This window comes from Streptomyces sp. NPDC058469 (assembly GCF_042721125.1).
GTDB lineage: Bacteria > Actinomycetota > Actinomycetes > Streptomycetales > Streptomycetaceae > Streptomyces.
Window position 1 is genome coordinate 27296 of the sequence record NZ_JBHXME010000044.1, and the last position, 22303, is coordinate 49598.

Here is a 22303-nt window from a genome sequence, read left to right on the forward strand (position 1 = left end):
ACCGCCAGGCGGCCGGGGCTTGCTCAGAACTGGATCTCGGTACTCACGAACCCGTGGGCACGGAGTCGGTCGCCTCCGTCCACAGATCCTGCTCGGCGCGATCCGCCTGGATCTGGCGGTACACAAGGAGCCCGCCGATGGCGGCCAGTGCGACCAGGAGAAGCTTCTTCACCGCGCGACCTCGTCTTTCCTTGACGTAGGGGACCTCTGTCGCCCGACTATACACACCGACCGAGACCGATCGGTGACCTGCGTCCGGGGTCAACTCCCGCCCGGAACAGCGCAGTAGGAGCGGACGCAACCGCTCCGATCGGAGGGTGATCACACTCTCGCGGACAGTTACTTCGCCCTTCTTTCGTGCATCTTCGGCCGTTTTATGGCCTCTTGCACCCATCCGGGTGGTGTTCATCAGAACATCGACGCGCCATGGGCGTTGGTCCACCACTTCGCGGCCCCCATACACATCATGAGGAAAGTACGCAAATCGCCCAACCTGAAAGTGAGGGGCCATGGCCCAGATCAAGGTCATGAAGTTGTGGAACGCCTTCGTCACCGGCTTCCTGGCACTGTGCACGGCGCTCGGACTCATCACGGTCACCGCGACGGTCGCCGCCGCGGCTCCGCGGTCCGAGGCGACGAGCACCAGCACGGTCGCCCAGGCTTCGACACCGGCGATCTCCCCCTGGACCCTCACCAGGTCCCTGCCCCCCACGATGAAGCAACGCATCCGCGCCGAGGCCCACGGCAAGTCTCCGAGCTGCCGCCACCGCCCGCCGACGGACACCGACGAGATCACGGAGACCGCAGACTCGGCCCAGCCGGACCACGCCGAGCCGGGAGCACTCCTCCAGCGCTGACCCGGACGCCTCCAGCACCGACCTGCGCGCCGACACCCGGCCCGCGACATCTCCTTGGCCTTACCCCAACTGTCCGACCATCCGCCCTCTCTGACACAGCGGCGAACTTGCGTACAACGCTCCAGAGACACCACAGAAGACCCCGAAAACCCCTGGCCCGACGCGGCCGGGGGTCTTCTTGCGTGCCCGCAGCTTCAGGACCCTAGACGTGCTGTCCGGACAGGTTGATTTCGCGGCTGATCGGGATGATGCCACTGAACCTTCCCTGCGGAGCCAGGGGCTGGTCGTGGTCAACTCAACTGTGCTGGACTGGCTGGGTGGATGGCGCTTTGGCAAGCCTCGTGGCGGTGGCAGGTACCTTGCTCGGATCGGGCGTCACATTCCTTTTCCAACGAAGGACGGCGGACCGCGCCGAGGCCTTCCTGTGGAGACGGCTGACCCGAGAAGAACGCCTGACGGCCTACAGCAGCTTCGCCGAAGCCGTCCTCGCCTACCGCCGTGCGCAGCACGACCCGTTCCATCGAAGACTGGAAGCTCAAGACAGCCCGGCGCTTGTCGCTGCGAAGTCGGAGGCGTATCACTGCCGCTTGGCCGCGCAGCAAGCTCTCCTCCGGGTCGAGTTCGTCACCGATGACCCAGGTCTTGTTCAGCTCGCGGAAGGGGCACTCGAAGCCACGAGACTAGTGGCCGAGTCCACGGACAAGCCCAGCCTGGACAACAACGTCGAGCGGGCCAGGCAGGCACTCGGTGATTTCGTGCTTCATGCGGGTAAACGCATTCGCGCCTGAACTCGTCTGACGTCCACCAGCTCTCGGGCCACCTGACGGGCCGACCCGGTGGGCTTCTCCCGGAGCTTGGGGAAGATCCGCTCATCGGCTGATCGTCGCCGGTGGTGTCAACCGGTGGTGTCAACCGGTGGTGTCAAAAGACCCCCAGCCTGATCGGCTGGGGGTCTTCTGGCTGGTGGGGCTAACAGGATTTGAACCTGTGGCCTCATCCTTATCAGGGATGCGCTCTAACCAACTGAGCTATAGCCCCGCCGCGCTCTGCGGAGTGTGTCCCGCGCGCTGACTCCTGAAGATTAGCGCACGACATGGGCAGTCCCAAAATCGATAGTCACAGGACCGTCGAGAGGGGTTTCAACCCGCGTTCACTCGTCTTCTCACTCGTCCTCGGCGAGCGTCAGCTCGATGCCGCCGACGAAGCCGGCGGAGAGGTTGTAGATGAACGCGGCGAGCGTCGCGAGGGCCGTGGCGAGGACGACGTCGATGACCGCGATGATCCCCGAGAACGTCAGGACGTGCGGGAGGGACAGGAAGGACTGCAGGTCGAAGCCGTTCGACTCGTTCGAGCCGGTCGCCTCCGAGATCGTGCCGCCGACCGTCGAGAAGACCCCCATCGCGTCCATGACCATCCACAGCACCGCGGACGCCACGACCGTGCAGATGCCCAGCGCGATGGAGAGCAGGAAACTGACCTTCATCACCGACCACGGGTCGGCCTTGGCCACCCGCAGCCGCGCCTTACGGGTGCGCGGCGCGGTACGCGCGCCCGTGCGCGGACGCCGTACGGCACCGCTCTGCGCGGCGGGCGCCTGCGTCGGGTAGGCCTGCGGCGGGTGGTACGGCCCCGCGGCCTGCTGCGGCTGACGCTCCCCCGGCAGGGGCGAACCCGGCAGCGGGGGCCCCGCCGGCGGCGTGGCGGGCTGGGCCGGCGCCTGGCCCTGGGCCGGAGCCTTGGCACCGGGCGCGGCCGGGCCCGCCCCAGCCGACTGCTGCTGGGTCTGCGGGCCTCGGGTGTCCGTCACAGTTCCCCCCTGGGATCCATGCGAGTCGGGCGAGTGCGCGTCGGTCTTCTTCGCGTCGATCGCACGCAGTTGGGTCGTGTGCGGATCTGTCGCGTTCGCGGCGGAGCCACGGCCGCCGCCGTCCGTGTCCGTACCGGTCGATCCGGCGCCCGTGGCTCCGCTCACGATGACTCTCTCCTCGTGCTACTCGTCCGAGGGTGCGTCACCCTCGTCCGTGCCGGTGGTCGCGACACCCTCGGTGGTCTCGTCGATGGCTTCGTCGCCGACGACTTGCTCCGCCTCGGGTCCCGCCTCGGCGTTACGAGCGATACCGACGACGGCATCGCGCTTGCCCAGGTTGATCAGTTGAACGCCCATGGTGTCACGGCCCGTCTCCCTGACCTCGTTGACTCGCGTACGAATCACACCGCCGGACAGCGTGATGGCGAGGATCTCGTCGGTCTCCTCGACCACCAGCGCGCCGACGAGAGAACCGCGGTCCTCGACGATCTTGGCGGCCTTGATACCCAGGCCGCCGCGACCCTGGACGCGGTACTCGTCGACGGCGGTCCGCTTCGCGTACCCGCCGTCTGTGGCAGTGAACACGAACGTACCGGGTCGAACAACATTCATCGAGAGAAGTTGGTCGCCCTCGCGGAAACTCATGCCCTTGACACCGGAGGTGGCACGCCCCATGGGGCGCAGCGCGTCGTCCGTCGCGGTGAACCGGATCGACTGTGCCTTCCTGCTGATCAGCAGCAGATCGTCCTCGGACGAGACGAGTTCGGCGCCGATCAGTTCGTCGTCGGAACCGTCCTCCGTCTCACGGAGGTTGATCGCGATGACACCACCGGAGCGAGGCGAATCGTAATCCTTCAGAGGCGTCTTCTTGACCAGGCCGCCCTTGGTGGCGAGGACCAGGTAGGGCGCCGCTTCGTAGTCGCGGATCGCGAGGATCTCCGCGATCGCCTCGTCCGGCTGGAAGGCGAGCAGGTTCGCGACGTGCTGCCCGCGCGCGTCCCGGCCGGCGTCGGGGAGTTCGTACGCCTTCGCGCGGTAGACGCGGCCCTTGTTGGTGAAGAACAGCAGCCAGTGGTGGGTCGTCGACACGAAGAAGTGGTCGACGATGTCGTCTTCCTTGAGCTTCGTGCCGCGTACGCCCTTGCCGCCGCGCTTCTGGGAGCGGTAGTCGTCCGCCTTGGTGCGCTTGACGTAGCCGCCGCGCGAGATGGTGACGACGATGTCCTCTTCGGCGATCAGGTCCTCCATGGACATGTCGCCGTCGAAGGGCACCAGCATCGTCTTGCGGTCGTCGCCGAACTTCTCGACGATCGCGGCGAGTTCCTCGCTGACGATGCCGCGCTGGCGGACCGGGGAGGCCAGGATCGCGTTGTACTCGGTGATCTTCGCCTGGAGTTCGTCATGCTCCTGGACGATCTTCTGGCGCTCCAGGGCGGCCAGTCGGCGGAGCTGCATCTCCAGGATGGCGTTCGCCTGGATCTCGTCGATCTCCAGGAGGCCCATCAGGCCCGTGCGCGCGATGTCGACGGTGTCGCTGCGCCGGATCAGCGCGATGACCTCGTCGATGGCGTCCAGGGCCTTCAGGAGGCCGCGCAGGATGTGCGCCCGCTCCTCGGCCTTGCGCAGCCGGAACTTCGTCCGGCGGACGATGACCTCGATCTGGTGCGCCACCCAGTGCCGGATGAACGCGTCGAGCGAGAGCGTACGCGGCACACCGTCGACCAGGGCCAGCATGTTGGCGCTGAAGTTCGACTGGAGATCCGTGTGCTTGTAGAGGTTGTTCAGTACGACCTTGGCGACCGCGTCCCGCTTCAGGACGATGACGAGGCGCTGGCCGGTACGGGACGACGTCTCGTCGCGGACGTCCGCGATGCCGCCGACCTTGCCGTCCTTCACCAGGTCGGCGATCTTCTGCGCGAGGTTGTCGGGGTTGGTCTGGTAGGGGAGTTCGGTGACCACCAGGCACTGGCGGTTCTGGATCTCCTCGACCTCGACGACCGCGCGCATGGTGATCGAGCCGCGGCCGGTGCGGTACGCCTCTTCGATGCCCTTACGGCCGACGACGAGCGCGCCGGTCGGGAAGTCGGGGCCCTTGATGCGCTCGATCAGCGCGTCCAGGAGCTCCTCGTGCGAGGCCTCCGGGTTCTCCAGGCACCACTGGGCGCCCGCCGCGACCTCACGGAGGTTGTGCGGCGGGATGTTGGTGGCCATGCCGACCGCGATGCCCGCCGAGCCGTTGATCAGCAGGTTCGGGAAGCGGGCCGGCAGGACGGTCGGCTCCTGGGAGCGGCCGTCGTAGTTGTCCGTGAAGTCGACGGTCTCCTCGTCGATGTCACGGACCATCTCCATGGACAGCGGCGCCAGCTTGCACTCGGTGTAGCGCATGGCGGCGGCGGGGTCGTTGCCCGGAGAGCCGAAGTTGCCGTTGGAGTCCACCAGCGGCATCCGCATCGACCACGGCTGCGCGAGGCGGACCAGCGCGTCGTAGATCGAGGAGTCGCCGTGCGGGTGGTAGTTGCCCATGACGTCGCCGACGACGCGGGCGCACTTGTAGAAGCCCTTCTCGGGCCGGTAGCCGCCGTCGTACATGGCGTACAGGACGCGGCGGTGGACGGGCTTGAGGCCGTCACGGACGTCGGGCAGGGCTCGCGACACGATGACGGACATCGCGTAGTCGAGGTACGAGCGCTGCATCTCCGTCTCGAGCCCGACGGGCTCGACGCGCTGGGCGATGACGCCCTCTTCAGGCGTACTGGGAGTGTTCTCGTCGGCCATTGCTGGTGAAGATCCTTCCTGATGCGGTCAGCTGAGACCGACTCAGATGTCGAGGAAGCGGACGTCCTTGGCGTTGCGCTGGATGAACTGGCGGCGCGCCTCGACGTCCTCGCCCATGAGGACCGAGAACAGGTCGTCGGCCTGCGCGGCGTCGTCCAGGGTGACCTGGCCGAGGACGCGGTGCTCCTGGTCCATCGTGGTGATGCGCAGCTCCTCGGCGTTCATCTCGCCGAGACCCTTGAAGCGCTGGATCGAGTCTTCCCTGATCCGCTTGCCGTTCTGCCGGCCCAGCTCGATCAGCGCGTCGCGCTCGCGGTCCGAGTACGCGTACTCGAAGTCGTCACGGCCCCACTTGATCTTGTACAGCGGGGGACGCGACAGGAACACGTGCCCGGCCTCGACCAGCGGCCGCATGAAGCGGAACAGGAAGGTCAGCAGCAGGGTGCTGATGTGCTGTCCGTCGACGTCGGCGTCCGCCATCAGGATGATCTTGTGATAGCGCAGCCTGGCGATGTCGAAGTCCTCGTGGACTCCGGTACCGAAGGCGGAGATCAGTGCCTGGATCTCCTGGTTCTGCAGGATCTTGTCGATCCTGGCCTTCTCGACGTTGAGGATCTTGCCTCGGATCGGGAGGATCGCCTGGTACTGCGGGTTCCGGCCGGACTTGGCCGAGCCGCCGGCGGAGTCACCCTCGACGATGAAGATCTCGCACTTGGTGGGGTCGTTCGACTGGCAGTCGGACAGCTTGCCCGGCAGGGACGCCGTCTCCAGAAGGCCCTTGCGACGGGTGAGGTCGCGGGCCTTGCGGGCCGCCACGCGCGCGGTGGCCGCCTGGATGCCCTTGCGGATGATGTCCGAGGCCTCGGTCGGGTTGCGGTCCAGCCAGTCGTTCAGGTGCTCGTAGACCGCCTTCTGTACGAAGGTCTTCGCCTCGGTGTTGCCGAGCTTGGTCTTGGTCTGGCCCTCGAACTGCGGCTCGGCCAGCTTGACCGAGATGATCGCGGTGAGACCCTCGCGGATGTCGTCGCCCGTGAGGTTGTCGTCCTTCTCGCGGAGCAGCTTCTTGTCGCGCGCGTACTTGTTGATCAGCGATGTCAGCGCGGCCCGGAAGCCCTCTTCGTGCGTGCCGCCCTCGTGCGTGTGGATGATGTTGGCGAAGGAGTACACACCCTCGGTGTAACCACTGTTCCACTGCATCGCGACCTCGAGGGACAGGCTCTTGTCCTTGTCCTCCGCCTCCAGGTCGATGACGGTCGGGTGCACCACGTCTCCCTTGCGGGAGTTGAGGTACGTCACGTAGTCGACGATGCCGCCCTCGTAGTGGTACGCGACGGTCTTGACCTCGTCCTTCTCGTCCGCGCCCGCCTCGTCGGCACCGGCCGTGGCCTTCGCCACCTCGCGCTCGTCAGTGAGTTTGATAGTCAAACCCTTGTTGAGGAACGCCATCTCCTGGAAGCGCCGCGACAGCGTCTCGAAGGAGTACTCGGTGGTCTCGAAGATGTCCGGGTCGGCCCAGAAGGTGACCGTGGTACCGGTCTCGTCCGTGGCCTCGTGCTGCGCGAGCGGGGCCGTGGGGACGCCCAGCTTGTAGTCCTGCGTCCAGCGGTGTCCGTCGGTCCTGACCTCGACGGCGACCTTGCTGGACAGTGCGTTCACCACGGACACGCCCACGCCGTGCAGACCGCCGGAGACCGCGTAACCGCCGCCCCCGAACTTGCCGCCCGCGTGCAGCACCGTCAGCACGACCTCGACGGCCGGCTTGCCCTCGGACGGGACGATGCCCACCGGGATGCCTCGGCCGTTGTCGATGACGCGCACGCCGCCGTCGGGAAGGATCGTGACGTCGATCGTGTCCGCGTGGCCGGCCAGCGCCTCGTCGACGGAGTTGTCGACGACCTCCTGCACGAGGTGGTGCAGGCCGCGCTCGCCGGTCGAGCCGATGTACATACCGGGTCGCTTGCGGACCGCGTCCAGACCCTCGAGGACGGTGATGGCGCTGGCGTCGTACGAGGCGGTGACCTCGCCGTTCGAGGTGTGAGCCCCGCCGTTGGCGCCGGCGTCGGTGGACGGGATGTTCTCGTTGGGGTTGCCGGAATCGGCCACGAAGCGCCCTTTCTGGCACAGCACAAGCCAGGCTCCCGGCGGATGGCCGGAGCGGCTGCGGCGTGTTGCGTTGGTAAGCCTTAGTCAGCGTTGCTCGGTGTGTGTCCCACAAGTGGGGCGGGATTGCTTCCAGTCTACCGGTAGCGCCGACATGGATGGGGGTTTGCCGGTACCTGAGTCCTCATGTGCCGCCCTCAACCGGTCTCTCCCGACTCCCCATATGCGGAACGGGGCTCAAAGAGGCTCACGGAGGCACTCAGCGCTTCCGGGTGTCAACCCTTTGCTACTCCGGGGTCAGGTCGGTATTCGCAACCGCGTCGGGTCACCCGCCGAAGCACTCGCTGTGATGTCAGTCACCCATAGGTGTCGCCGGGACCCGTGCTGCCGGGAGCGCGCAGGGGACCGTAGCGGCGGGGCGGACCACTGGGGCCGTTCACCTTGAGGAACTTCACCGTGCCGTGCCCCAGGTCCTCGTTCAGCCGGGCCACCAGCTGCGGGGCGAGGAGGCGCAGGTTCGTCGCCCAGGCCGTGGAGTCGCAGCGCACGATCAGGACCCGCTCGTCCTCGTCGTACTTCTCCGGTACGCAGTGGTTGGCCAGGTCCTCGCCGACGATCTCCGGCCAGCGGCCCATCACACCGCCCACCGCGGCCGGCGTCTCCCAGCCGCGCTCGGTGAGCAGCCGGTTGATCGCAGCGCCGAGTGCCATCGGGTCGCGGCCGTCGGCGCGCGCGCCGGAGCGCAGCCCGCCGCGCCGCGCCTGCTTCTTCTGCTGGGCCGCGTCCCCACGCGCGCGTGCCTGTTCCTTCGCCGCGCGCAGCGCCACGCGCGCGAGGTCGACACCGGAGGGCTCGGCGGCCTTCTTGGGTACGGGTTCCTCGGCCGCGGGGCGCTTGGCGGACTCGTCCGTGCTCATACGCGCTCCACCGCCCCCTCCGCCACGCTGTACCGCGTCCCCGCCAGTACGTGCGGTACGTCGTCGTCGACCGCGGCCGTCACCAGCACCTGCTCGCCGGGCGCCACCAACTCGGCCAGCCGCTCCCGACGGCGCGTGTCCAGCTCGGCGAACACATCGTCGAGCACAAGCACCGGCTCGTTTCCCTCGCCCCTGAGCAGGTCGTACGACGCGAGCCGCAACGCCAGCGCGTACGACCAGGACTCCCCGTGCGAGGCGTACCCCTTGGCGGGCAACTGACCGAGTTTGAGAACCAAATCGTCCCGATGCGGTCCTACGAGGGTGACGCCCCGCTCGATCTCCTGCTTGCGCGCCTCCGCGATCGCCGCCATCAACTGCTCGTAGAGGTCCTCACGCGTGTGTGCCTCACCGGGTGCCGACGGCTTGTACTCCAGGGCCACCGGGCCGCCACCGGGGGCCAGTTGCTCGTACGCCTTGTCGGCGAGGGGCTGGACCGCGGCGATCAGATCGAGCCGCTGGGCGAGCAACTCGGCACCCACGCGCGCGAGATGCTGATCCCACACGTCGAGCGTGGACAGGTCCATCGACCGCCCGCCGTGCCGCCGCGCCAACGCGGCCGACTTCAGGAGGGTGTTGCGCTGCTTGAGCACCCGCTCGTAGTCGGAGCGGACACCGGCCATGCGCGGCGAGCGCGCGGTGATCAGCTCGTCCAGAAAACGCCGCCGCTCCCCGGGATCGCCCTTCACCAGGGCGAGGTCCTCGGGAGCGAACAGCACGGTCCGTACGATGCCCAGCACGTCACGCGGCCTGACCTGCGAGGACCGGTTGATGCGGGCGCGGTTGGCGCGACCGGGGTTCAGCTCCAGCTCGACCAGCTGCTGCCGCTCGCCCTGCTTGACCTGCGCCCGGATGATCGCGCGCTCGGCGCCCATACGGACCAGCGGGGCGTCGGAGGAGACGCGGTGACTGCCCAGGGTGGCGAGATAGCCGATCGCCTCGACGAGGTTCGTCTTGCCCTGCCCGTTGGGCCCCACGAACGCGGTGACGCCGGGGTCGAGCGGAACGTCGACCCCGGCGTACGAGCGGAAGTCGGCCAGCGACAGATGCGTGACGTGCATGGTCGTTCACCGACCTCCCCCAGGTTGTGGATCCACGGGCCCACGCCTGTGGATCTGTGGATTACTTCGTCTCGACCGCGTGGCCGCCGAACTGGTTGCGCAGCGCCGCGACCATCTTCATCTGCGGCGAGTCCTCCTGGCGCGACGCGAACCGCGCGAAGAGGGAGGCCGTGATCGCGGGCAGCGGCACGGCGTTGTCGATGGCCGCCTCGACGGTCCAGCGGCCCTCACCGGAGTCCTCGGCGTAGCCCTTGAGCTTGTCGAGGTGCTCGTCGCCGTCCAGAGCGTTGACGGCCAGGTCGAGCAGCCAGGAGCGGATGACCGTGCCCTCCTGCCAGGAGCGGAAGACCTCGCGGACGTCCGTCACCGAGTCGACCTTCTCCAGCAGCTCCCAGCCCTCGGCATAGGCCTGCATCATCGCGTACTCGATGCCGTTGTGGACCATCTTCGAGAAGTGGCCCGCGCCGACCTTGCCGGCGTGGACGAAGCCGAAGTCGCCTTCCGGCTTGAGGGCGTCGAAGACGGGCTGGACCTTGGCGATGTTCTCGGCGTCGCCGCCGACCATCAGGGCGTAGCCGTTCTGAAGGCCCCAGACGCCGCCTGAGACGCCCGCGTCGACGAAGCCGATGCCCTTGGCCGCCAGCTCCTCGGCGTGCTTCTCGTCGTCCGTCCAGCGGGAGTTGCCGCCGTCCACGACGACGTCGCCGGGCTCCAGGAGCCCGGCCAGCTCGTCGACGGTCGCCTGGGTCGGGGCGCCGGCCGGGACCATCACCCACACCACGCGCGGGCCCTTGAGCTTGCCCACAAGCTCTCCCAGGCTGTGGACATCGGCGAGGTCCGGGTTGCGGTCGTATCCGATGACGGTGTGGCCTGCGCGGCGGATGCGCTCGCGCATGTTGCCGCCCATCTTGCCGAGGCCGACGAGACCGAGCTCCATCAGTTGTTCCTTAGGGTGCGACGTGGCATGAAGGCACTTGCGTACCTGTGTCCGAGCCTAGACCCGGACGGTCATGCACACCTGTGGGCATACGCGCTCAGACGTATGCCCCGACCTGCGGTGTTCTCGTCGACGCCGATCAGCCGCTGAGGCGAACCGGCATGATCAGGTACTTGTAGGCCTCGTCCGCCTCGGCGTCCAGGGCCGGCTTGCCGCTGAGCAGGGCCGGCTTCGTGGACGTCGTGAACGACAGCTGAGCCACCGGGGAGTCGATGGCGCTCAGGCCGTCCAGCAGGAACGTCGGGTTGAAGGCGATCGACACGTCGTCACCCTCAAGATTCGCGTCGACCCGCTCCACAGCCTGTGCGTCGTCGCTGGAACCGGCCTCCAGGATCAGCACGCCCTGCTCGAAGCTCAGCCGCACCGGGGTGTTGCGCTCGGCGACCAGGGCCACGCGCTTGACGGCCTCCACGAAGGGGGCGGTCTCGATCACGGCGATGGAGTTGAACTCCGTCGGGAACAGCGAGCGGTACTTCGGGAGGTCGCCCTCCAGGAGACGGGTCGTCGTACGACGACCGGCGCCCTCGAAGCCGATGAGCCCCTCTCCCGCGCCCGAACCGGACAGCGCCAGGATGACGCTGTCGCCGCTCGTGAGGGCCTTGGCGGTGTCCAGGAGCGTCTTGGCGGGCACCAGGGCGACCGCGGACGCCTCCGGGTCCTCCGGCTTCCACAGGAACTCACGGACCGCGAAGCGGTAGCGGTCGGTGGACGCCAGCGTCACCGTGTCGCCCTCGATCTCGATGCGCACACCGGTGAGGACGGGCAGCGTGTCGTCACGGCCGGCGGCGATGGCCACTTGGGCGGCCGCCGAGGCGAACACCTCACCGGGGACGGTGCCGGTCGCGCCCGGCATCTGCGGCAGCGCCGGGTACTCCTCCACAGGCAGTGTGTGCAGCGTGAAGCGCGAGGAGCCGCAGACCACCGTCGCCCGTACACCGTCTGTGGAAATCTCCACCGGACGGTTGGGAAGAGCGCGGCAGATGTCCGCGAGCAGCCGGCCGGAGACGAGGACCGTGCCCTCCTCCTCGACCTCCGCGTCGACCGACACGCGCGCGGAGACCTCGTAGTCGAAGCTGGACAGGCTCAGCTGCCCCTCCTCCGACTTCAGCAGGAGGCCGGCGAGGACCGGCGCCGGCGGACGGGCCGGGAGGCTGCGTGCCGCCCAGGCCACTGCCTCCGCGAGTACGTCGCGTTCCACCCGGATCTTCACTGTTGCCGCCTCCTGCTGTTGCCGGCGCTTCTCGGCCTGCCTGGCTTCGTCGTCTGTCTCGGTGTCGTCGGTCCCTGTGAGGGGAAGGACATCGGGGAACAGTCTGACGCACGGCACTGACAGTAGGTGCCTATCGGGGTCAAGTCGTGACGAGGGGCTGTCGGGCGACGAAGCGCGAGTTGTGCACAGGCCCCGCTTCGAAACGGTTTCCCAGCTCTCTCTAGTTGCTAGTAGTAGTAGGGGCTGTGGATACCGTGGATAACCGCGTTTTCGCAGCTCAGGGCGGGAATTTTGTCCACCGACCCTGTGGGCGACGGCGGTGGACAACCTCGGGTTTCTGTGGAGAACGGAAAGTTCTGCACACCCCATGCACAGCCGAGGGCCACTTCTCCCCAGCGCCGTCCCCAGCTTTACCCACCTTTCCCACAGGCCAACCCGGCACCTTCGTGTGACGCCTTTCACTCGACACGGTGAGATGGCGCGTTGCGTTGCCGAACAGTGGACAGCGGTGTGGAGAAGCTGGTGATCGCTGGGGACAACCGGCCCCAGCCTGTGGGTTGCCGGTGGACAAGTTCGTCCCCAGGTTGTGGACCACGGATTTGTCCACAGCCTGTGGAAATCTTTTGTCCACGGATCCACAACCACCTGACCTGGTCTGATGGTCTCTCACCCGCGGCACCTGTGGACACGATCTGGACAACTTCGCAGTCCCCAGGATGTGGACGGAAGAAAGTCACCGAATCTGTGGAGGGCGGCCGTAACCCGGCGGGTATTCGAACAGCGGGTGGCGGACGCGTGGGCGCGGAGAGACGGCGAACGTCGTCCGGATCGGCTCCGGACAGGCGCCGGATCGACTCCGGAGGGGCCGCGAACCGCTTCAAAAGAGCTCCGGAGAGCTCCGGAGAGCTCCAGAACGGCGCCAGAGAGGCTCCAGTGCGGCGCTGCATCGGCTGCGAATCCGCTGCGGATCGGCTCTGAACGACTCCTGGATGCCTTCGGGAGTCGTCCAGGGATGCCTCCGGGGCGGCCCTCTCCCGACGCTCGCCGAAGCGTCTTCCACGCGCTCCAGGCGCCGTCCCGAATATCTTCCGGCAAGCCGAAGGGCGCCCCGGGAAGAGATCCCGGGGCGCCCTTCGTGTCGTATCCGCGCGGCTGTCAGCCGTTCTTGATGCGGTTGGTCAGTTCGGTGACCTGGTTGTAGATCGAGCGGCGCTCGGCCATCAGCGCGCGGATCTTGCGGTCGGCGTGCATGACCGTCGTGTGGTCGCGGCCGCCGAACTGCGCGCCGATCTTCGGCAGGGAGAGGTCGGTCAGTTCGCGGCACACGTACATGGCGATCTGCCGGGCCGTGACCAGCTGGCGGCCACGCGAACTGCCGCACAGGTCCTCGACCGTGATGCCGAAGTAGTCGGCGGTCGCTCCCATGATCGCCGTCGCGGTGATCTCAGGCGTCGAGTCCTCGCCGCCCGGGATGAGGTCCTTGAGGACGATCTCGGTGAGACCGAGGTCGACGGGCTGCCGGTTGAGCGACGCGAACGCCGTCACCCGGATCAGCGCCCCCTCCAGCTCGCGGATGTTGCGCGAGATGCGGGAGGCGATGAACTCCAGGACCTCCGGCGGGGCGTTGAGCTGCTCCTGCACCGCCTTCTTACGAAGGATGGCGATACGCGTCTCCAGCTCGGGCGGCTGGACGTCGGTGATCAGTCCCCACTCGAAACGGTTCCGCAGCCGGTCCTCCAGCGTGACCAACTGCTTGGGCGGCCGGTCGCTGGAGAGCACGATCTGCTTGTTCGCGTTGTGGAGCGTGTTGAACGTGTGGAAGAACTCCTCCTGCGTCGACTCCTTGTCCGCGAGGAACTGGATGTCGTCGACAAGGAGGATGTCCATCTCGCGGTACCGCTTGCGGAAGCTGTCGCCCTTGCCGTCGCGGATGGAGTTGATGAACTCGTTGGTGAACTCCTCCGAGCTCACGTACCGCACGCGCGTACCGGGGTAGAGGCTCCGCGCGTAGTGCCCGATCGCGTGCAGGAGGTGCGTCTTGCCGAGCCCCGACTCCCCATAGATGAAAAGGGGGTTGTACGCCTTCGCGGGCGCCTCGGCGACAGCGACCGCGGCCGCGTGCGCGAACCGGTTCGAGGCGCCGATGACGAACGTGTCGAAGAGGTACTTCGGGTTCAGGCGCGCGGTCGGCTCACCCGGGCCGGCCGCCGGCGCGGGCTTCGAGCCGAGCGGTCCCGGCGACCCCGGACCGCCGCGGTGCACGTGACCGGAGTTGGAGGGCGCGTGCGAGTCGGACAGGTCGCGGCGCGTGTCGCGCTGGTTGTACTGCTCGCGGGACTTCTCGTACTCGGCCCGCGACTGTTCGTACTCGGCGCGCTGCTGCTCGTACGACGGACGCTCCATCGACTGCGGGCGGTAATCCTGCGTCGGCGGGGCGTATTGGTCCTGCTGCGACTGGTACGAGTCCTGCGGCGGGCCGTACTTGTCCTTCGCAGGCGCTCCGTACTGATCCTGGGACGGCGGTCCGTACTGGTCCTGCGACGGCGACGCGTACGGGTCCCGCTCCGGGAAGCCGAGTCGCTGCTGCTGCCAGCCGTAGTCGTCCTGAGCCGGCCGCGGCCAGGCGCCCGGCTCGGGACGTTGGTACTCCGACGGATAGGCGGGCCGGGCGGTGGGTAGCTGGTCGCCGGGGCCGCCCGGGAGCGGCTCGGCGCGATGACGGCCGTAACTCTCGTACGGATCCCGGCTCGGCTCGGGTTCCTCGTAGCGGCGCTGGGGCTGGGCGGGGGGTGCCGGCGGGCCGGGGGGCTCCCCGGCGGAGTCGTCGACGGTGATCGCGATACGGATCGGCCGACCGCACTCGCGGCTCAGCGTCTCGCTGACGATCGGGGCGAGGCGGCCTTCGAGCACGCCTTTCGCAAACTCGTTCGGTACGGCGAGCAAGGCTGTGTCGGCGACGAGTGCCAGGGGCTGGCAGCGCCGGATCCAGTGCTCGTCCTTGGTCTCGACACCCTGCCCACGCCCCTCACCGAGAAGTTGCTCCAGCACTCGTGGCCACACTGCGGCAAGATCGGCAGGTACGTCAGCCACAGGGCACGCTCTCTCACGGGTCCCACGAACGTGTGGTTCGCGGACGGGACGGGATGTACATCGGGTGGGGCGCTCGGGAAAAAGGTGTCGGGGCGGGGGACAAAGGAACGAATCGGAGTCCAGCCACGGTAGTCAGGGCGACGGGTGCGGTTCAAGTTGTTGTCCCCAGCCTGTGGATAGTGTCTCCTCGTGACCGCTGGTTTGACCGGATGGCGTAGCCCCGCGTACCGTGACCAGGTCGAGTTGTCGATGGCTGCTGCCGCCTGCCTCCGATGGGCACAGATCGCATGTGGGTGATCGGTCAGCGGTGCACTCGGGCGTAACTGCGAGCTACCTCGTGGGCGCACGGTGACAGCCAGGACGGCACCCGCAACCACCGATTTATTTCTGGAGCCCCCTCGTGAGCAAGCGCACCTTCCAGCCGAACAACCGTCGTCGCGCCAAGACCCACGGCTTCCGCCTGCGGATGCGTACCCGTGCCGGTCGCGCGATTCTCGCGAACCGTCGTGGCAAGGGTCGCAGCAGCCTGTCCGCCTGATCTCGATCAGGTCATGACGTCGTGCTGCCTACCGAGCATCGGCTGAGGCGGCGCGAAGACTTCGCGACCGCGGTACGACGGGGTCGCCGGGCCGGCCGCCCGCTTCTCGTCGTCCACTTTCGTAGCGGTGCCACGGACCCGCACGCGCCAGGGGAGAGCGCTCCCCCGACGCGTGCGGGTTTCGTCGTCAGCAAGGCAGTGGGCGGCGCCGTGGTGCGCAACAAGGTGAAGCGCAGACTTCGCCATCTGATGCGCGAGCGAGTCGCCCTGTTTCCCCCCGGTAGCCTGGTAGTCGTACGAGCGCTGCCCGGAGCGGGCGACGCCGACCATGCACAGCTGGCCCAAGACCTGGATGCCGCCGTTCAGCGGCTGCTGGGAGGGGGCGCGCGATGAAGTACCCACTACTGGCGCTGATCAAGCTGTACCAGTGGACGATCAGTCCATTGCTGGGGCCGGTGTGCAAGTACTACCCGTCGTGCTCCCACTACGGGTACACGGCCATCGACCGGCACGGCGCGATCAAGGGCACCGCGCTCACGGCCTGGCGCATCCTGCGATGCAATCCGTGGTCGCTCGGCGGTGTGGACCATGTCCCGCCGCGCAAGCGTCCGCGGTGGCACGAGATGCTGCGGGGCACATGGCGCGCACACAAGGGCGGGACCTCCGCCGCCGAAACGGCCACTGAAGGGCTGAGTCCTTCGAGCCCGGCCGCAGAGACACCGTCCCATGCCCAAGGAGCATGATTAGTGGACACGATTGCCAGTCTTTTCAGCTTCATCACGACACCCGTTTCTTGGGTCATCGTCCAGTTCCACTCGGTGTACGGGAAGGTTTTCGGTCCCGACACGGGCTGGGCCTGGGGCCTGTCCATCGTGTCCCTGGTGATCCTGATCCGCATCTGTCTGATCCCGCTCTTCGTGAAGCAGATCAAGGCGACCCGGGCCATGCAGACCCTGCAGCCCGAGATGAAGAAGATCCAGGAACGCTACAAGAACGACAAGCAGCGTCAGTCCGAAGAGATGATGAAGCTGTACAAGGAGTCGGGTACCAACCCGCTCTCCTCGTGCCTTCCCATCCTGGCGCAGTCCCCGTTCTTCTTCGCGCTGTACCACGTGCTCAACGGCATCGCGACGGGCTCGACGATCGGCGTCATCAACGACTCGCTGCTCGCCAGCGCGCGTAAGGCGCACATCTTCGGTGCCCCGCTGGCCGCGAAGTTCACGGACGGCAGCAGCAAGGTCGAGGCGCTCGGTGCCACGCTGACCGACGTCCGGGTCGTCACCGCGATCATGATCGTGATGATGTCGGCGTCGCAGTTCTACACGCAGCGCCAGCTGATGACGAAGAACGTCGACACCACGGTGAAGACACCGTTCATGCAGCAGCAGAAGATGCTGATGTACGTCTTCCCGGTCATGTTCGCCATCTTCGGCATCAACTTCCCCGTCGGTGTCCTCGTCTACTGGCTGACCACCAACGTGTGGACCATGGGCCAGCAGATGTACGTCATCCACAACAACCCGACCCCGGGTTCCAAGGCCCAGGCCGCTTACCTGGAGCGCCTGACCAAGCACGTCACGCACCACGAGAAGACCCGCAGCCGGGGTGAGAAGGCCATCGTCAAGGCGATCGTCTCCAAGGGCCGTGACCGCAACGAGTTCGAGCGCAAGTTCATCAACAGCCTCACCAAGGTGGGCCTCGTGGCCCAGCCGGACGGCAATGTGGCGAAGGGTGAGAGCACGGCTGTGGAGTCCGAGGACGGTACGCCGACCACGGCCACTCCCAGGCGTCAGCAGCCCAAGCGGCAGACCAAGGCCCAGCGCCAGTCCGCTGCCGCGAAGGCGGCCGACGACAGTGCTGAGGACGCGGGCGACGCCGACGAGCCGAAGACCTCGCTGACCAAGTCGGACGAGCCCGAGGACGCCAAGCCCGCCACCGCCGCGAAGAAGCCCGCCCCGAAGCCGGCCGGCGGTACCCGCAGCAAGGCCCAGTCCGGACAGCGCAAGGGTCCGCAGCGGCCCAAGTCCCCGTCCAAGAAGTAAGAAGGAGTCCATCCCGTGACGGAAGGCACCACCTCCGCTGCTGCCGAGGGTGCAGACACCCTGTCCCGCCTGGAGCAGGAGGGCGAGATCGCGGCGGACTACCTCGAGGGTCTGCTGGACATCGCCGATCTCGACGGCGACATCGACATGGATGTCGAGGCCGACCGCGCCGCTGTCTCGATCATCAGCGACAGCAGCGGCCGCGACATCCAGAAGCTCGTCGGCCGCGACGGGGAGGTGCTGGAGGCACTCCAGGAGCTCACCCGGCTGGCCGTGCACCGGGAGACCGGGGACCGCAGCCGGCTGATGCTGGACATCGCGGGCTACCGGGCCAAGAAGCGCGCCGAGCTCTCCGAGCTGGGCGCCAAGACCGCGGCCGACGTGAAGAACACCGGCGAGCCGGTGAAGCTGAACGCGATGACCCCGTTCGAGCGCAAGGTCGTGCACGACGCGGTCAAGGCCGCGGGACTGCGCAGCGAGTCGGAGGGCGAGGAGCCGCAGCGCTTCGTCGTCGTGCTTCCCGCCTGATCGGTCCCTACGTTCCACCGGCCCCGTCTGTTGAGCAGACGGGGCCGAACTTTGTCAGCCTGATAGTCCTGTAGTTCTGGTGGTCCTGGTGGTCAGCGCCCAATGCGCTTTTGCGGTACGGAAGGACGGTCCCCCGTGACGGAGGCAGCGGAGCTTCCCCCCGCGCCCGAGCAGGCGCGCGAGGTGTTCGGCGATCGCTTCGAGGATGCGGTCCGATACGCCGAGCTGCTCGCCGACGCGGGTGTGCAGCGCGGCCTGATCGGCCCACGTGAGGTGCCCCGCCTGTGGGAACGGCACCTGCTGAACTGCGCGGTCCTCTCGGAGGTCGTGCCGGACGGAGTGACGGTGTGCGACGTCGGCTCCGGCGCCGGCCTCCCGGGCATTCCCCTGGCCCTGGTCCGCGAGGACATCAAGATCACCCTGCTTGAACCGCTGCTCCGCCGTACGAACTTCCTCACCGAGGTCGTCGAGCTCCTGGGCCTCGACCACGTCACCGTCGTGCGGGGGCGCGCCGAGGAGGTCATGGGCACACTGCAGCCGGTCCATGTGGTGACGGCCCGGGCCGTGGCTCCGCTGGAGCGACTGGCCACCTGGGGCATCCCGCTGCTGCGTCCGTACGGCGAAATGCTCGCCCTCAAGGGGGACACGGCCGAGGAAGAGCTCAAGAGTGCGGCGACCGTACTCAGCAAGCTCGGAGCCGTGGAGACGTCGATCCTGCACGTCGGCGAAGGCATCGTCGATCCGTTGTCCACGGTGGTGCGTGTCGAGGTCGGAGAGAGCCCCGGCGGGGTTCGTTTCGCGGCGAAGCGGGCCAAGGCGGCTCGTACGGGCCGTACACGTCGGCGTCGCTGACGATGTCTCAGCGCCTGAGGCGGGTCGGTCTCAGCGCTTGAGGTACGTCGCTGATCCGTCCTGACGACGAAACTTACTCCACACAAGCTGCCAAACGTACGCATGCCGGAGTGTCGCGACAGTTCGGCCTCGGCTGCTGTGCATCGTGTTTCACGTGAAACGTCGCTCACTGCTGCACGGCATCATCAGTCGCGGACGCGCCGCGGCCGAATCCCGCGACCGGAAGCCTCTCGGATCACTCGGAGAGGGTACGGAGTTGTCCACAGAGGTGGAATTCTCCACAGAACACCAGGCCTCACTGGTTCACGACCCTGAAGACATGGGAGGCTCTGTTCATTGCGAGCCTGAAGTCGAGGAGAGTGAATCCTTGCGGTCCGACGCCAACATCGCGGGACCGATGACCGATCCGGTCCCCGGTCCCCGTACCGAGTCGATGGGGGAGGATGTTTCACGTGAAACACCGCCCCCTATGGACGACACTCCCATCGGTCGTGCTGCCCAACTGGCGGTGGAAGCTCTAGGTCGTGCCGGCGAGGGCCTGCCGCGTCCTGAGCAGACCCGCATCATGGTCGTCGCCAACCAGAAGGGCGGGGTGGGCAAGACGACGACGACCGTCAATCTTGCCGCTTCGCTGGCACTGCACGGTGCCCGTGTTCTGGTGGTCGACCTCGACCCGCAGGGCAATGCGTCCACAGCACTGGGGATCGATCACCACGCGGAAGTTCCTTCCATCTATGACGTGTTGGTCGACAGCAGACCTCTCTCCGAGGTCGTGCAGCCGGTTCCCGATGTCGAGGGTCTCTTCTGCGCCCCTGCCACGATCGATCTCGCCGGTGCGGAGATCGAGCTGGTGTCCCTGGTGGCGCGGGAAAGCAGACTGCAGCGGGCGATCCAGGCCTACGAGCAGCCGCTGGACTACATCCTCATCGACTGTCCGCCCTCGCTCGGCCTGCTGACGGTCAACGCGTTGGTCGCCGGTGCGGAGGTTCTCATCCCGATCCAGTGCGAGTACTACGCGCTGGAGGGCCTCGGACAGTTGATCCGCAACGTCGACCTGGTACGGGGGCACCTCAACCCCAACCTGCATGTGTCGACCATCCTGCTCACCATGTACGACGGCCGGACGCGTCTCGCGTCCCAGGTCGCGGACGAGGTGCGCAGTCACTTCGGCGACGAGGTGCTGCGGACGAGCATTCCCCGCTCGGTCCGTATCTCCGAGGCACCGAGTTATGGGCAGACGGTACTGACCTACGATCCCGGATCGAGCGGTGCCCTCTCCTACTTTGAGGCAGCAAGGGAAATCGCGCTGAAGGGTGTGGGCGTCAGCTACGACGCACCGCATGCGCACATCGGCGCTCAGAGCGACCAGAGCATGGTGGAGGGCATCCAGTGAGTGAGCGACGGAGGGGTTTGGGCCGTGGGCTCGGCGCACTGATCCCCGCAGCCCCGACCGGGGAGAAGACGGTGGCTCCGGCCGCGATGGGTTCCGCGTCCCCGACGGCTGTTCCGGTCATCACCGGCGACCGAGGGGTGGCCGCGGCAAAGGTCACCACGCTGCCCCAGGTCAGCTACGACACAGAGGACCTTTCGCCGTACGGCACCCTGGAGACGCCTGCGTCTCCCGTCGGTGCCTACTTCGCCGAGCTGCCCCTCGACGACATCACGCCGAACTCGCGTCAGCCGCGTGAGGTCTTCGACGAGGACGCGCTGCAGGAACTCGTCACCTCCATCAAGGAGGTCGGCCTCCTCCAGCCCGTCGTCGTACGACAGATCGCACCGACGCGCTACGAGCTCATCATGGGCGAGCGGCGCTGGCGGGCCTGCCGTGAGGCGGGCCTGGAGGCGATCCCGGCGATCGTGCGGGCCACGGACGACGAGAAGCTTCTCCTGGACGCCCTCCTGGAGAACCTGCACCGCGCCCAGCTGAACCCGCTCGAAGAGGCGGCTGCCTACGACCAGTTGCTCAAGGACTTCAACTGCACGCACGATCAGTTGGCGGACCGCATCGGTCGTTCGCGTCCGCAGGTCTCCAACACCCTGCGTCTGCTGAAGCTCTCGCCGTCGGTCCAGCGCCGTGTCGCCGCCGGAGTCCTCTCCGCCGGTCACGCCCGGGCGCTGCTCTCCGTCGACGATTCGGAGGAGCAGGACCGGCTGGCCCACCGGATCGTGGCCGAGGGGCTCTCGGTGCGGGCCGTCGAGGAGATCGTGACCCTGATGGGTTCGCGGCCCCAGACGGCTCAGCGTGCCAAGGGACCGCGAGCCGGCGCCCTGGTCTCCCCGGCGCTGTCCGATCTCGCCACGCGTCTCTCGGATCGCTTCGAGACCCGGGTGAAGGTCGACCTGGGCCAGAAGAAGGGCAAGATCACTGTCGAGTTCGCCTCGATGGAGGACCTTGAGCGGATCCTCGGTTCGCTGGCTCCGGGCGAGGGCCCGGTCCTCCAGCGGAGCTTGCTGGACGACGAGTCGGAGGACGAGGCCTGAGCCGTTTTGCCGACGGCATGGGTTCTGTCCGTCCTACCAGCAGAGCGGGCCGTGTCCGGTGTGTACCGGAACGCGGCCCGCTCTTTGCTTTCTGGCAGTATCGACGCAATCGCATCATCGATACGATGCGCTCGGGTATGGCGCATCCACCTGGCAGCACCTCTTAGGGGAGGCGGGGGCATGCGAACGGTGAGCCGCACCGGACTGGTGAGCGCGGGTCTGGGCCTGGGGGCGGTCGGCGGGTTCGTCGGCAGTCTGCTCAGGGAACGCAGCGCTCTGACAGCAGCCCGCGGCGCCGCGGGCGAAGGAAGCGAGGATCAGCCTTCATGGGGCGTCGGCTCGTACCGCTCACGCTGGACAACCTCCCGGACATCCCCAAGCGCTGTCGGTCGTGCGTCTTCTGGGAGTTGGACCCCGTCAGCGGACAAGCCGCGGTAAAGGCGGGCACGGCGGCCCTGGAGAAGGAAGCCTGGATCTCCGCCGTCCTGCTGGACTGGGGTTCCTGCGGGCGGGTCGTCTACGTCGATGACGTGCCGGTGGGCTTCGTCCTCTACGCGCCCCCCGCCTATGTCCCCCGCTCGACGGCGTTTCCCACGAGCCCTGTCTCACCGGACGCCGTGCAGCTGATGACGTCGTTCATCATGCCGGGGTACCAGGGGCAGGGACTGGGCCGGGTCATGGTTCAGACGGTCGCCAAGGATCTGCTGCGGCGGGGCTTCAAGGCGATCGAGGCCTTCGGCGATGCCCGCTCGAAAGAGGCCGCCTGCGTCCTGCCTGCCGACCATCTGCTCTCCGTGGGCTTCAAGACGGTCCGCCAGCACCCCACCTATCCGAGGTTGCGGCTGGAGCTGCGCACGACGCTCTCCTGGAAGGAAGACGTGGAGATGGCGCTCGACCGCCTGCTGGGGGCCGTACAGAAGGAACCAGCGCTTCGACCGCTCTAAAGCGAATGGGCCGACTCCGGGGAGTCGGCCCATTCGTGTTTCACGTG

At 67.4% G+C, this 22303-nt stretch carries 20 protein-coding genes and 1 tRNA gene; 11 read left to right on the top strand and 10 right to left on the bottom strand.

Going from position 1 to position 22303, the window contains the following annotated elements:
- Nucleotides 1-43: 43 nt before the first annotated feature.
- Nucleotides 44-172, bottom strand: coding sequence for a DLW-39 family protein (locus ACFWP5_RS20430; RefSeq protein ID WP_003999697.1), 129 nt, complete (start codon nucleotides 170-172; stop codon nucleotides 44-46).
- A 337-nt stretch (nucleotides 173-509) separates the two neighbouring features.
- Here ACFWP5_RS20430 and ACFWP5_RS20435 point away from each other — a divergent pair, with 337 nt between their 5' ends.
- Together ACFWP5_RS20435 and ACFWP5_RS20440 are read left to right on the top strand one after the other, a co-directional pair.
- A complete protein-coding gene (locus ACFWP5_RS20435; RefSeq protein ID WP_384158106.1) occupies nucleotides 510-857 on the top strand; it encodes a DUF6344 domain-containing protein in 348 nt (115 codons plus the stop codon).
- A 329-nt stretch (nucleotides 858-1186) separates the two neighbouring features.
- Nucleotides 1187-1645, top strand: a complete 459-nt coding sequence (locus ACFWP5_RS20440; RefSeq protein WP_384158109.1) for a hypothetical protein — start codon at nucleotides 1187-1189, stop codon at nucleotides 1643-1645.
- Nucleotides 1646-1818: 173 nt separating this feature from the next.
- Here ACFWP5_RS20440 and ACFWP5_RS20445 read toward each other — a convergent pair.
- From ACFWP5_RS20445 to dnaA, 9 genes are all read right to left on the bottom strand, one after another.
- Nucleotides 1819-1895: transfer RNA gene (locus tag ACFWP5_RS20445), tRNA-Ile, on the bottom strand.
- Nucleotides 1896-2019: 124 nt separating this feature from the next.
- Complete coding sequence (locus ACFWP5_RS20450) at nucleotides 2020-2829, bottom strand: DUF3566 domain-containing protein (protein ID WP_384158112.1); 810 nt, start codon at nucleotides 2827-2829, stop codon at nucleotides 2020-2022.
- Nucleotides 2830-2847: 18 nt separating this feature from the next.
- Nucleotides 2848-5439 (bottom strand): DNA gyrase subunit A, encoded by a 2592-nt coding sequence (gyrA, locus tag ACFWP5_RS20455; protein WP_384158114.1) that lies wholly within the window; start codon nucleotides 5437-5439, stop codon nucleotides 2848-2850.
- A 42-nt stretch (nucleotides 5440-5481) separates the two neighbouring features.
- Nucleotides 5482-7542 (bottom strand): DNA topoisomerase (ATP-hydrolyzing) subunit B, encoded by a 2061-nt coding sequence (gyrB, locus tag ACFWP5_RS20460; RefSeq protein ID WP_384158117.1) that lies wholly within the window; start codon nucleotides 7540-7542, stop codon nucleotides 5482-5484.
- 353 nt (nucleotides 7543-7895) lie between these two features.
- Nucleotides 7896-8456: a DUF721 domain-containing protein gene (locus ACFWP5_RS20465; protein WP_384158120.1), complete on the bottom strand. Its 561-nt coding sequence runs from the start codon at nucleotides 8454-8456 to the stop codon at nucleotides 7896-7898.
- On the bottom strand, nucleotides 8453-9574 hold the full coding sequence (gene recF / locus ACFWP5_RS20470) for a DNA replication/repair protein RecF (RefSeq protein WP_266859327.1): 1122 nt from the start codon (nucleotides 9572-9574) through the stop codon (nucleotides 8453-8455). Before recF ends, ACFWP5_RS20465 begins: the two co-directional genes overlap by 4 nt.
- Before the next feature lie 61 nt (nucleotides 9575-9635).
- Nucleotides 9636-10511, bottom strand: coding sequence for a phosphogluconate dehydrogenase (NAD(+)-dependent, decarboxylating) (gene gnd / locus ACFWP5_RS20475; protein WP_384158123.1), 876 nt, complete (start codon nucleotides 10509-10511; stop codon nucleotides 9636-9638).
- 139 nt (nucleotides 10512-10650) lie between these two features.
- Nucleotides 10651-11781 carry a DNA polymerase III subunit beta gene (dnaN, locus tag ACFWP5_RS20480; RefSeq protein WP_043676006.1) on the bottom strand — a complete coding sequence of 377 codons (1131 nt, stop codon included), beginning with the start codon at nucleotides 11779-11781 and terminating at the stop codon, nucleotides 10651-10653.
- 1155 nt (nucleotides 11782-12936) lie between these two features.
- Complete coding sequence (gene dnaA, locus ACFWP5_RS20485) at nucleotides 12937-14871, bottom strand: chromosomal replication initiator protein DnaA (protein ID WP_384158126.1); 1935 nt, start codon at nucleotides 14869-14871, stop codon at nucleotides 12937-12939.
- Between the two features lie 400 nt (nucleotides 14872-15271).
- Here dnaA and rpmH point away from each other — a divergent pair, with 400 nt between their 5' ends.
- The 9 genes from rpmH (at nucleotide 15272) to ACFWP5_RS20530 (ending at nucleotide 22256) form a co-directional block, all read left to right on the top strand.
- On the top strand, nucleotides 15272-15409 hold the full coding sequence (gene rpmH, locus ACFWP5_RS20490; protein WP_003967884.1) for a 50S ribosomal protein L34: 138 nt from the start codon (nucleotides 15272-15274) through the stop codon (nucleotides 15407-15409).
- Between the two features lie 21 nt (nucleotides 15410-15430).
- Nucleotides 15431-15802 carry a ribonuclease P protein component gene (gene rnpA, locus ACFWP5_RS20495; protein WP_078532680.1) on the top strand — a complete coding sequence of 124 codons (372 nt, stop codon included), beginning with the start codon at nucleotides 15431-15433 and terminating at the stop codon, nucleotides 15800-15802.
- On the top strand, nucleotides 15799-16152 hold the full coding sequence (gene yidD / locus ACFWP5_RS20500) for a membrane protein insertion efficiency factor YidD (RefSeq protein WP_363094708.1): 354 nt from the start codon (nucleotides 15799-15801) through the stop codon (nucleotides 16150-16152). The genes rnpA and yidD overlap by 4 nt, the downstream gene beginning before the upstream one ends.
- Before the next feature lie 3 nt (nucleotides 16153-16155).
- The gene (yidC, locus tag ACFWP5_RS20505; RefSeq protein ID WP_384158131.1) at nucleotides 16156-17451 is read left to right on the top strand and encodes a membrane protein insertase YidC; all 1296 of its coding nucleotides are present in this window, start codon (nucleotides 16156-16158) and stop codon (nucleotides 17449-17451) included.
- Between the two features lie 15 nt (nucleotides 17452-17466).
- Nucleotides 17467-17979: a protein jag gene (locus tag ACFWP5_RS20510; protein ID WP_384158134.1), complete on the top strand. Its 513-nt coding sequence runs from the start codon at nucleotides 17467-17469 to the stop codon at nucleotides 17977-17979.
- 135 nt (nucleotides 17980-18114) lie between these two features.
- The gene (rsmG, locus tag ACFWP5_RS20515; protein WP_384158137.1) at nucleotides 18115-18831 is read left to right on the top strand and encodes a 16S rRNA (guanine(527)-N(7))-methyltransferase RsmG; all 717 of its coding nucleotides are present in this window, start codon (nucleotides 18115-18117) and stop codon (nucleotides 18829-18831) included.
- 319 nt (nucleotides 18832-19150) lie between these two features.
- Complete coding sequence (locus ACFWP5_RS20520; RefSeq protein ID WP_384158177.1) at nucleotides 19151-20224, top strand: ParA family protein; 1074 nt, start codon at nucleotides 19151-19153, stop codon at nucleotides 20222-20224.
- Complete coding sequence (locus ACFWP5_RS20525) at nucleotides 20221-21312, top strand: ParB/RepB/Spo0J family partition protein (RefSeq protein ID WP_384158140.1); 1092 nt, start codon at nucleotides 20221-20223, stop codon at nucleotides 21310-21312. The genes ACFWP5_RS20520 and ACFWP5_RS20525 overlap by 4 nt, the downstream gene beginning before the upstream one ends.
- 326 nt (nucleotides 21313-21638) lie before the next feature.
- A complete protein-coding gene (locus tag ACFWP5_RS20530) occupies nucleotides 21639-22256 on the top strand; it encodes a GNAT family N-acetyltransferase (RefSeq protein WP_384158143.1) in 618 nt (205 codons plus the stop codon).
- The last annotated feature ends 47 nt before the right edge of the window (nucleotides 22257-22303 follow it).